Raw genomic sequence first — 1,050 nt, 5'->3', positions numbered from 1 at the left:
CCGGTATCGCCGTGTTCCGGGTGGTGTTCCCCGAGGGCATGGATGCCAACGGCTATCTGTGTCAGGTCGCCGAGCCGGAACGGGCCTTCGGGTTGTTGCTGGACAGTGCCGTGTCGATGCAGGATGCGGCAGAGGTACAGGCAACCACCGCCACAGAGCGGGCCGTGCTGGCAGAACATCAGCCGGTTCCGGTGCCGGAAACGGTCAGCGCCTTAGCCGCCGGAATAGCCGCGTTGCCGTCGATGCCGAATGTGGTCTGGGAAACCGGCGCTAACGGCGAGATATCCCTGACGCTGGGCACACAGCAGTGGGGTATCCGGGGCCTGTCACAGGTGAAAGCCGGGGCGGCAGTGATGAAAGTGAATGTTCAGGTCGTTGATACCGACAGCGGCGTGATGTTCGCGGACAGCGTGGACATGATGAGCGCCCGCAGCCGGGGCGGGTATGCGCGGCTGGCCGCCACCGAACTCGGGCTGGCCGAAGGTGACCTGCGCCGGGCGCTGGGGCAGGTGTTGCTGATACTGGAGCAGTGTCAACAGGCCGGTGTCGGTGAGCAAACCGAAACCCCGCCGGTTCCCGAACTGAGCGAGGAGCAGCGGGCCGCGGCGTTAGCCCTGTTGCAGGACCCGAAACTGAGTGAGCGCATCACCGCTGATTTAGCCGCCTGTGGCGTGGTGGGCGAATCCACTAACCTGCTGGCCGGTTACTTAGCCGCCGTCAGTCGCAAGCTGGACCGTCCGCTGGCGGTGCTGATACAGAGCAGCAGCGCGGCCGGGAAAAGCAGCTTAATGGATGCCGTCCTCAATCTGATACCGGAAGAAGAACGGCTGCAATACAGCGCCATGACCGGCCAGAGTCTGTTCTATCTGGGGGAAACCAATCTCCAGCACAAGATACTGGCGATAGCCGAAGAAGAAGGGGTACGGCAGGCCGCCTATGCCCTCAAGCTGTTACAAAGCGACGGCGAACTGACCATTGCCAGCACCGGTAAAGACGATGCCAGCGGGAATCTGGTCACCAAACAGTACACGGTGAAAGGGCCGGTGATGC

At 62.7% G+C, this 1,050-nt stretch carries 1 pseudogene; it reads left to right on the top strand.

What is annotated here, in order from left to right:
• A pseudogene (locus tag EAE93_RS23860) lies at nt 1-1,050 on the top strand (DNA primase); the annotation flags it as partial.

It is taken from the genome of Photorhabdus akhurstii, from assembly GCF_018448925.1.
Lineage (GTDB): Bacteria > Pseudomonadota > Gammaproteobacteria > Enterobacterales > Enterobacteriaceae > Photorhabdus > Photorhabdus akhurstii.
This window is presented reverse-complemented; position numbering and strand designations above follow the sequence as displayed.